General features: G+C 72.5%; 8 protein-coding genes. 6 read left to right on the forward strand and 2 right to left on the reverse strand.

What is annotated here, in order from left to right; translation table 11 throughout:
- Window positions 1–22: 22 nt before the first annotated feature.
- Both K7854_RS31025 and K7854_RS31030 read right to left on the reverse strand, forming a co-directional pair.
- Window positions 23–730 (reverse strand): GNAT family N-acetyltransferase, encoded by a 708-nt coding sequence (locus K7854_RS31025; protein WP_226029875.1) that lies wholly within the window; start codon window positions 728–730, stop codon window positions 23–25.
- Window positions 731–792: 62 nt separating this feature from the next.
- On the reverse strand, window positions 793–1,413 hold the full coding sequence (locus K7854_RS31030; RefSeq protein ID WP_226029876.1) for a LysE family translocator: 621 nt from the start codon (window positions 1,411–1,413) through the stop codon (window positions 793–795).
- Between the two features lie 63 nt (window positions 1,414–1,476).
- Between K7854_RS31030 and K7854_RS31035 the strand changes: the two genes are divergently transcribed.
- The 6 genes from K7854_RS31035 to K7854_RS31060 form a co-directional block, all read left to right on the forward strand.
- On the forward strand, window positions 1,477–2,121 hold the full coding sequence (locus K7854_RS31035; protein WP_226029877.1) for an RNA polymerase sigma factor: 645 nt from the start codon (window positions 1,477–1,479) through the stop codon (window positions 2,119–2,121).
- Between the two features lie 77 nt (window positions 2,122–2,198).
- The gene (locus K7854_RS31040; protein ID WP_226029878.1) at window positions 2,199–2,999 is read left to right on the forward strand and encodes a hypothetical protein; all 801 of its coding nucleotides are present in this window, start codon (window positions 2,199–2,201) and stop codon (window positions 2,997–2,999) included.
- A 263-nt stretch (window positions 3,000–3,262) separates the two neighbouring features.
- On the forward strand, window positions 3,263–4,660 hold the full coding sequence (locus K7854_RS31045) for an MFS transporter (RefSeq protein WP_226029879.1): 1,398 nt from the start codon (window positions 3,263–3,265) through the stop codon (window positions 4,658–4,660).
- On the forward strand, window positions 4,657–5,850 hold the full coding sequence (locus K7854_RS31050) for an FAD-dependent monooxygenase (protein ID WP_226029880.1): 1,194 nt from the start codon (window positions 4,657–4,659) through the stop codon (window positions 5,848–5,850). The genes K7854_RS31045 and K7854_RS31050 overlap by 4 nt, the downstream gene beginning before the upstream one ends.
- A gap of 206 nt (window positions 5,851–6,056) precedes the next feature.
- Window positions 6,057–8,357 carry a glycosyl hydrolase family 18 protein gene (locus K7854_RS31055; protein ID WP_226029881.1) on the forward strand — a complete coding sequence of 767 codons (2,301 nt, stop codon included), beginning with the start codon at window positions 6,057–6,059 and terminating at the stop codon, window positions 8,355–8,357.
- Between the two features lie 180 nt (window positions 8,358–8,537).
- A partial coding sequence (locus K7854_RS31060; RefSeq protein WP_226029882.1) for a helix-turn-helix domain-containing protein occupies window positions 8,538–8,740 on the forward strand: 203 nt, incomplete at its 3' end.

Raw genomic sequence — 8,740 nt, forward strand, 5'->3', positions numbered from 1 at the left:
GTCCGCCTCCTTCGCCCGGCCGTCACGGGGTCCTGAAGCCCCGGAAGGTGACCGGCCTTCGGGTCTTGAAGCCGAGCCGTTCGTACAAGGCGATCGCACTGGCGTTCGCCTCGGCCACATGCAGGAACGGACGATCACCGCGCGCCACCATGCGGGCGGCGAGTGCGCCGACGAGGCGGGCGGCGTGGCCCTGCCCGCGCGCCTCGGCAGCGGTGCAGACGGCGCTGATCTCGGTCCAGCCCGCAGGGCGCAGTCGTTCCCCGGCCATCGCCACCAGGGTGCCGTCGATCCGGACGCCCAGGTAGGTGCCGAGTTCAGGGGTGCGGGGCCAGAACGGCCCCGGCTTGGTCCGGGCGGCGAGATCCAGCATCTCGGGCACGCTGTCCGCGTCCAGTTCGACCACGTCGGTGCCGGACGGGGCGCCCGGCCGGCCGGGGCGGCCGTCGCCGGGCCAGATCATCTGGCGGCCCTCGAGGCTGAAGACCGGCTCCCAGGTCGCCGGCGGAACGGCAGGGCAGTCGAACAGGTCGGCGAAGGCGCCCGGACCGAGCAGCCGGGCCAGGTCGGCCCAGTCCTCCGCGTCCGGGGCGGCGGACACGGAGGAGAAGGTCGCCACGTCGGTGGGATAGGTGGCGGCCCGGCCGAGCCGCCGGGCCAGGTGCGCGTGCCGGCCGCCGAGCGACTGGCCCACCGGGTCGTCGAGGACCGGGTCGTCGTCGTTCGCGATCATGCTCTTCCTCTCCTGGTGGGGCGCGGCGCCGTGGTCCGGTGCGCGAGCCGCACCGCACGAGGTCAAGGCCGGGCCGAGGCGACCTTCAGTCCGAATCCGATCAGTACGGTCCCCGTGGCACGGTCCATGGCCCGGCGTACGGCCGGCTTCTCGAAGAAGGAGCGGGCTTTGGCCAGCAGCAGGACGTACGCACCGAGCCAGACCGCGGTGAGCACCGCGTGTACGAGGACCAGCAGGGCCATGCCGCGGTGCGGAGAGAGCCCGGCCGGGGCCAGCGTCGGCAGCAGACCCGTGTAGAACACGGCGATCTTCGGATTGAAGACGTTGCTCACCAGACCCGTCCGCCAGGGGTTGCCGCGAGGCGGGGCGAGGGCCGCTGCCGGCGCCCGCGACCGGTCGCGGCGGCTCTGGCGCAGCGCCTGGACACCGAGGAAGACGAGATAGGCGGCGCCGGCCAGCCTGACCACCGTGTAGGCGGTGGCGGACGCGGCCAGGACGGTGGCGAGGCCGGCCACCGCGAGCACGCCCCAGACCAGCAGCCCCGCGGTGATCCCGCCCACGGTCCGCAGCCCGTCCTGCCAGCCGGACGCGACGGCCCGCCTGGTCACGACGGCCATGTCCGGACCGGGGACCATGGTCAGGACGGCCAGCACACCGACGGCGGTCAGGAACTGTACGAGCATGGCCCCAGTCTCACATCCGGGACCGGTGGGAACCTTCGGCCGGGTGCCGGACACGGACGGAGTATGGAACTGAACGACGCTGATCCCGCCGTGCCGGTCGGCGGGACGTCCGACCGGGAGCTGTGGGCGAGGGCCGTCGACGGCGATCGTGAGGCGTTCGGCCGGATCTTCGACCGGCACGGAAAGGCCGTCTACAACCATCTGTTCCGGCGCACGGCCGACTGGTCCGAGGCCGAAGACCTCACGTCGGCCGTGTTCCTGCACGCCTGGCGCCGGCGGAAGGAGACGGTGCTCGACCGGGACTCCGCGCTGCCGTGGCTGCTGGGCATAGCCAACGGCCAGGTGTCGAACACCAGGCGGCGGCTGCGACGGGCCGAGGCGTTGCTGCACCGGCTCGTCCAGCACGAGGAGCCGGCGGGCGACCACGCGGACCGGGTCGCCGGCCGGGTCGACGACGAGCGCCGCATGTCGGAGATCCACCGGGCGCTGGCCCGGCTGCCGCGGCACGAACGCGAGGTCGTCGAGCTGTGCGTCTGGTCCGGCCTGGACCAGCAGGCGGCCGCGGCCGTGCTGAAGGTGGCGGTCGGCACCGTGAAGTCCCGACTGCACCGGGCGCGGCGGCGGCTGGGCGCCGACCTCGGCACAGCCGCGGATCCGCCGCCGTTCAGTTCCGCGCATCCCGTCAACGCGAAGGAGGTCGCACGATGAATGACCCGCAGGGCATTCCCGCGGCTCCTTCCGATCGTGATCTGCCGGACCACCGGCGGACCCGAGAGGAACTACTGATGAAGATCGGTCCACAGGACAACGGGGCCTCGCTGCGCCGCAGATGGGGCGTGCCGCTCGGGGTCGCCACCGGAGTGACGGCGGTGAGCCTCGCGGCCGTGGTCGTCCTCGGCGGGACGGGGGACGCCGGGCCGAAGACCACCGGCCCCGCACGCGGCGGCGCGAGCCCGGCCGGCTCCGCCCCGGCCTCCGCTCCGAGCGCGGCGTCCTCGCCCGGCGGGGCCTCGGCCGAGGCCGGCTTCACCATCACCGACGCGACGACGACCCCGATCGACGCCCGGACCGTCACCCGGATCCTCTCCTCCTGCCTGGGGCCGGACGCGTCGCGGTACCACTCCGTCGTCGCGGTCCGTACGCCGCTCGCCTCGGCGGACTGGGACGGCGTGGTCGTGGCCGTCGACTCCGCCGGACAGTACGTGCAGTGCCAGTCGAAGGGCGACAAGGGCACCAGCCAGGACTCCCCGCCCACGTTCATCAACGACCGCCTGTGGGGCACCGGTCGGGTCGTCGAGTACTTCGACTCCATGATGGTGCCCGCGGGGGAGGGGAAGTACCTCATGCTGGGCGCCGGGCACTACTCGTCCGACGTCGCCAGGATCACCGTCAGTTACGGCGACGACCCGAAGGAGTACCCGGCTCGCATGGCGGGCGGCGCGTTCGTCTACGGTGCCGCCCTTTCCCCGGACACCCCTCCCGGCCCGCGCTACCTGGGCCCGAGCCCCTACGTCCATGCCTACGACGCGTCCGGCAAGGAGATCTACGACCAGGCCGAGGACCCGAAGTTCACCGGCGACGAATAGTCCGGCCGCCCCTTCCCGCCGTGCGGCTCACGCGGTCGCTCCCGGTGCCCGGCACCGGGAGCGACCGCCGCACCGGCCGGTGATCCGCATCCCGGGGGAGCCCAGCCCCCGCCCGCGCCGCACCCGCGTCCCACACCCCCTACCGCGGTAGCACTTCCGTCTTGGCTCCCGGGTATGACGCCCGGCGCCCGGCCGTCCGCCCACTGTGTCCTTCGCCGTTGCTCGTCGTTGCTCGTCGCCCGGCCATGACGGAAAGGACGCTCATGACCACAACCCTGGCTGCCCCGGTCTCCATCGGGAAGGCCGCCGTCGGTGCCCTCGGCATCCTGGCGCTGTCCACCGGTGCCCTGGAGTCGGTGGTGGCACCGACGATCCCGCTCCTGGAGCGCGAACTGGACATGAGCCAGTCCGAGGGAGCGCTGCTCAGCATCGTCCTCCTCGTCACCGGTGCGCTCGTCACCCCGCTGGCCGGCAAGTTCGGCGACCGCTACGGCGGGAAGAAGATCCTGATCCGGCTGATGGCCGTGGTCTCGGTAGGCGGCACGGTGTCCGCCCTCGCCCCGAACCTGCCCGTACTGCTGGTCGGCCAGGTGTTGCAGGGCGCGATGATCGGTGCGCTGCCCCTGTCGTTCATCGTGGTCCGCAAACACCTCCCACCCGGGGAGTCCAAGGTCGCCATCGGTGTGGTCAGCGGACTCTTCGTCGGCGGGTCGATGGTCGGCATGCTGTCGGCCGGTCCGGTGGCGGAACAGCTCTCCCGGCACTGGATGTTCGCGCTGCCGACGATCGCGGTCGCCGGGGCCACCCTGCTCGTGCACCGGCTGATGCCGGCCGATCCGCCGGGCCGGACGGACGGTGCCGGGATCGACTGGCCCGGCCTGCTGCTCCTGAGCGGGACGCTGGTCACCCTGATGCTCGTCCTCGCGCTGGCGCCCGAGGCCGGATCACTGCCGCTTCCGCTGCTCGCTCTCGTCGTCCTCCTGGCCGTCCTCGTCACCGCATGGGTGAAGGCGGAACGGCGTGCGGCCGCGCCGATGATCGACCTGCGCATGCTGGCCCGGCCCGCCATCTGGAAGGCGTGCGTGCTGACGTTCGTGATCTGCCTCGGCGCCACGATGGCGGTCTATCTCGTTCCGCAGCTGCTCGACGAACGCGGGGACGGCTACGGGTTCGGCGCCGGCGCCACCGAGATCGGCTTCTACCTGCTGCCCGGCGCCGTCGCCGCGGCGCTGGCCGGTCCGCTCGGCGGGATCGGGGACCGGCGCTTCGGCTCGCGCGCCGTGGTCACCACCGGCGTCGTCATGATGGCCGCCGGTCTGCTCGCCGTGGCGGCGGTGCACAACGAGGTCTGGCACCTGGTCGTCGGCAAGGTGCTGATCGCGCTGGCGAACGGCCTGTGCGTCACGGCCATGATGACCAGCACCGCCACCGCCGTCGACCCGGCCGACACCGGCATCGCCACCAGCCTGATCCTGGTCAGCCGCGTACTCGGCTCCGCCGTCGGCGGGCAGCTCGGCGGCGCGCTGCTCACCGCAGGAACCCCCGCCGGTTCGGAGGTCGCGGCCGAATGGGCCTACGTCACCGGCTTCGTCGTCGCCGGCATCGTCGTCCTGCCGGCCCTGTTCGTCGCCCGCACCATGAGCAAAGGAGTCACGTCATGACCCGCACCGCACCGAGGCGCACCGTCCTGATCTCCGGCGCCGGCATCGCCGGTTGCGCCCTGGCCTTCTGGCTCAACCGCCACGGCTACGGGGTCACCGTGGTGGAGCGGGCCGGCACCCTCCGCAGCGGCGGATACCCCATCGACGTCCGCGGCACCGCACTCGACGTCGTGGAGCGGATGGGGATCCTGCCGCAGCTGCGCGACGCGCACGTCGACCTGCGCCGGATCACCTTCCTCGACGGGGACGGCGAGGAGGTGACCTCGCTCCACCCGCACACCGTCACCGGCGGGGTGACCGGACGGGACCTGGAGATCCGGCGCGGCGACCTGACCGACGCGCTGTACAGGGCGGTCAGGGACGACGTGGAGTTCCTCTTCAACGACTCCGTCGACACCCTCGACCAGACCGGGCACGGAGTCGACGTCACCTTCCACGGCGGCGGCAGCCGCCGGTTCGACCTGGTCTTCGGCGCGGACGGCACGCACTCGCGCACCCGCGAGATGCTGGTCGGACCCGAGGAGCGGTTCCACCGCCATCTCGGCTACTGCTTCGCCGTGTTCACCATGCCCAACACCCTCGGCCTGTCCCACGAGACGGTGATGTGGAACGCCCCGGGCAGGGCCGCGGCCGTCTACGCGGTGGGCGCCGACGAGGAGGTGCACGCCTTCCTGAACTTCGCCCAGCCGGACCCGCCCCGCGACGCCTTCGCCGACCCGGACGCCCGACGAGCCCTGCTCACCGACGTCTTCGCCGACGCCGGCTGGGAGGTCCCGGGCATCCTGGGCGCCCTCCGCGACGCGGACGACGTGTTCTTCGACGCGGTCGGCCAGATCCGGATGCCGCGCTGGACCAGCGGCCGGGTCGCACTGCTGGGCGACGCCGCGTACGCGCCCTCGTTCCTCACCGGCCAGGGCACCAGCCTCGCCCTGGTCGGCGCGTACATGCTCGCCGCATCCCTCGCCGACCGGGACCACGCCGAGGGCTTCGCCGCCTACGAGCACGCCACCCGTGACTTCGTGACCCTGAACCAGGACCTGGTCGGCGAGGGCGGCGCCACACTCTTCCCGACCACCGCCCAGGCCCTGGAGCAGCGCAACGCCCGGCTGCGCGGGCTCGGCAGCATGCCCGCCCCGCGACCCCGGCCGGCCCATTCGGCCCTGGCCCTGCCGTCCTTCGGCGGCCGCTGACTCCGCTCGGTCTCACCAGCTGCGTTGCCCGAGCGGATGGGCCCCGGTCACCCCACCAGGGTGGCCGGGGCCGCCCCGACGAACCCGGCTCACGCCGCCCGACCGGTTGACGCATTGGTCCAGACCATCTACGTTGTGGGCGCTCAACCCCCTCACGCGCACGGTTCACCTCACCCCTGTACCACCCCACCACCACAGGGAGAGCCATGTACCCCAGGCGCAGACCACTGCCGACCGGCACGAGAGCGCGCATCGTCGCCCTGCTGACCGCGCTGCTGCTGCCGCTCGCGGCGCTCACCGCACTCGCGACACCCGCCCAGGCGGCCGGGACGCTGACGGCGACCTTCACCTCGCAGAGCAACGGGTCCGGATGGACGGGCAAGTACGTCGTCCACAACAACGGCACGGCCGCCTCCGACGGCTGGACCCTGGAGTTCGACCTGCCGCCCGGTGTCTCGGTGAGCGGCCACCTCTACGGCGAGGCCACGGTCTCCGGCAGCCACGTGACCGTCAAGAACGCCTACTACAACGGGCGGGTCCCGGCCGGCGGCAGCACCGAGCCCTACAGTTACCAGTTCTCGGCGACCGGCCCGGTCGGCACCCCGAGCGGCTGCACCGTCAACGGCGACAAGTGCGACGGCACCCCCGACGTGCCGCCCGCCGCCCCCGGCGCACCGGAGGCGACCGCGGTCACCGCGCACACGGTCGCGCTGAAGTGGGCCGCGGCGAAGCCCGGCGACCACCCCGTCACCTCCTACGAGGTGCTGCGCGGCACCGAGACCGTTGCCACCACCAGCGGCACCTCCGCCACCGTCACCGACCTGACCCCGGCCACGAGTTACACCTTCACCGTCCGGGCCACGGACCGGCGCGGCAACGTCGGACCGGCCGGCGCCCCGCTCACCGTGAAGACGGTGGACCCGTCGACCGACCCGACGCCGCCGACCGCGCCGGGCAACCCGCGCTCCACCGGCAAGACCGCCTACAGCGTCGGCCTGGCCTGGGACAGGGCCACCGACAACGTGGCCGTGGCCGCCTACGACGTCTACCGCGGCGACACCCTGGCGAAGACCGTCGGCGCGGACACCACCACCACGACGGTGGACGGCCTCTCCCCGGCCACCGCCTACACCTTCACCGTCAAGGCCCGGGACACCGCCGACAACTCCTCGGCGGCCTCCGCGGCCGTGCGGGTGACCACCGACGACATGGCCGGCGAGGGCAAGCAGCTCAAGGTCGGCTACTTCGTGCAGTGGGGCATCTACGGACGCCAGTACTTCGTGAAGAACCTCGACACCTCCGGCGCCGCGAAGCAGCTGGACGTCATCAACTACGCCTTCGAGAACCTCGACCCGACCGACCTCACCTGCCAGGCGGGTGTCACCAAGGGCACCTCCGGCAACCCGCAGGACCCGGACGAGGGCACCGGCGCGGGTGACGCGGACGCCGACTACGCGCGGCCCATGTCCGCGGCCCAGTCGGTCGACGGGGTTGCCGACGACGGCTGGGGCAAGCTGCGCGGCAACCTCAACCAGCTGAAGAAGCTCAAGGCCAAGTACCCGCACCTGAAGGTCGTCGTCTCGCTCGGCGGCTGGACGTACTCCAAGTTCTTCTCGGACGCCGCCGCCACGCCGGAGTCCCGGAAGAAGTTCGTCGAGTCCTGCATCGACGTGTGGATCAAGGGCAACCTGCCCGTCTACAACGGCGCGGGTGGCCCGGGCACCGGCGCCGGCATCTTCGACGGCATCGACATCGACTGGGAGTGGCCCGGCTCGGAGGGCCACCCGGGCAACCACTACGGCGCCCAGGACAAGGACAACCTGACCGCGCTGCTCGCCGAGTTCCGCAGGCAGCTCGACGCGCTCGGCGGCGAGCACCGGCTCCTCACCGCGTTCACCCCGGCCGACCCGGCGAAGATCGAGGCGGGCTGGGACCTGACCAAGATCTTCGACTCCCTCGACTTCGCCAACGTCCAGGGCTACGACTTCCACGGCTCGGGCAGCGACAACTCCTGGGAGCCGAACCGCACCGGGCACGCCTCCAACCTCTACACCGACGCGGAGGACCCCTACCCCTTCCACTTCAGCATCGAGAACGCGATCCAGACCTATCTCGACGCGGGGGTCAACCCGCGCAAGCTGACGGTCGGCTTCCCCTTCTACGGGCGCGGCTGGCAGGGCGTCACCGAGGGCGGCGCGGCCGGCGAGTGGCAGGACGCGAACGGCGCGGCCCCCGGGCAGTTCCCCGCCGAGGCCGGGGTCCGCGGCTACAGCAACCTGATCTCCAGCTACCCGTCCATGACCGTCCACCACGACGAGGAGTCGGTGTCCACGTTCGGCTACACCGGTGCGGGCGGCCAGTGGTGGTCCTTCGACGACACCTGGTCGATCGGGAAGAAGACCGACTGGATCAAGTCCAAGGGCCTGCTGGGCGGGTTCGTCTGGGAGATGTCCGGAGACACCTCGGACGGCCGCCTGATGACCGCGCTGGACAACGGACTGAAGTGACACGCGGACCAAAACCGCCCACGCACTGAGGTGCGGCACGGGCCGAAGCGAGGCGCGGCGCACCCGGCTCGTCGCCACCCCGCGCAGGGGCGGTGGCGAGCCGGGTGCGGCCGGGCCCCGCCCCCTCCGTGCCAGAATGGACCGCCCGCACCCGCACGTCGTACCGCCCCCGAGGTTCCCGTGACCAAGCCCGTCGCCCGTGAGCCGCAGCGCCGCAACGCGCGGTCGAACCGGGCGCGCATCCTGGCCACCGCCCGCCGGGAGCTGGGGCGGAACCCGGACACCACCCTGGAGGAGCTGGCCCGCGCCGCCGGTGTCGTACGGCGCACCCTCTTCGGCCACTTCCCGGGGCGTGCGGCGCTCCTCGAAGCCCTCGCCGAGGA

The sequence above is a fragment of the Streptomyces hyderabadensis genome (genome assembly GCF_020404845.1).
Taxonomy (GTDB): domain Bacteria; phylum Actinomycetota; class Actinomycetes; order Streptomycetales; family Streptomycetaceae; genus Streptomyces; species Streptomyces hyderabadensis.

Excerpts from the sequence above, each read along its gene's own strand:
- K7854_RS31025 (WP_226029875.1), bottom strand. The coding sequence starts at position 730 with ATGATCGCGAACGACGACGACCCGGTCCTCGACGACCCGGTGGGCCAG.
- K7854_RS31030 (WP_226029876.1), bottom strand. The coding sequence starts at position 1,413 with ATGCTCGTACAGTTCCTGACCGCCGTCGGTGTGCTGGCCGTCCTGACC.
- K7854_RS31035 (WP_226029877.1), top strand. The coding sequence starts at position 1,477 with ATGGAACTGAACGACGCTGATCCCGCCGTGCCGGTCGGCGGGACGTCC.
- K7854_RS31040 (WP_226029878.1), top strand. The coding sequence starts at position 2,199 with ATGAAGATCGGTCCACAGGACAACGGGGCCTCGCTGCGCCGCAGATGG.
- K7854_RS31045 (WP_226029879.1), top strand. The coding sequence starts at position 3,263 with ATGACCACAACCCTGGCTGCCCCGGTCTCCATCGGGAAGGCCGCCGTC.
- K7854_RS31050 (WP_226029880.1), top strand. The coding sequence starts at position 4,657 with ATGACCCGCACCGCACCGAGGCGCACCGTCCTGATCTCCGGCGCCGGC.
- K7854_RS31055 (WP_226029881.1), top strand. The coding sequence starts at position 6,057 with ATGTACCCCAGGCGCAGACCACTGCCGACCGGCACGAGAGCGCGCATC.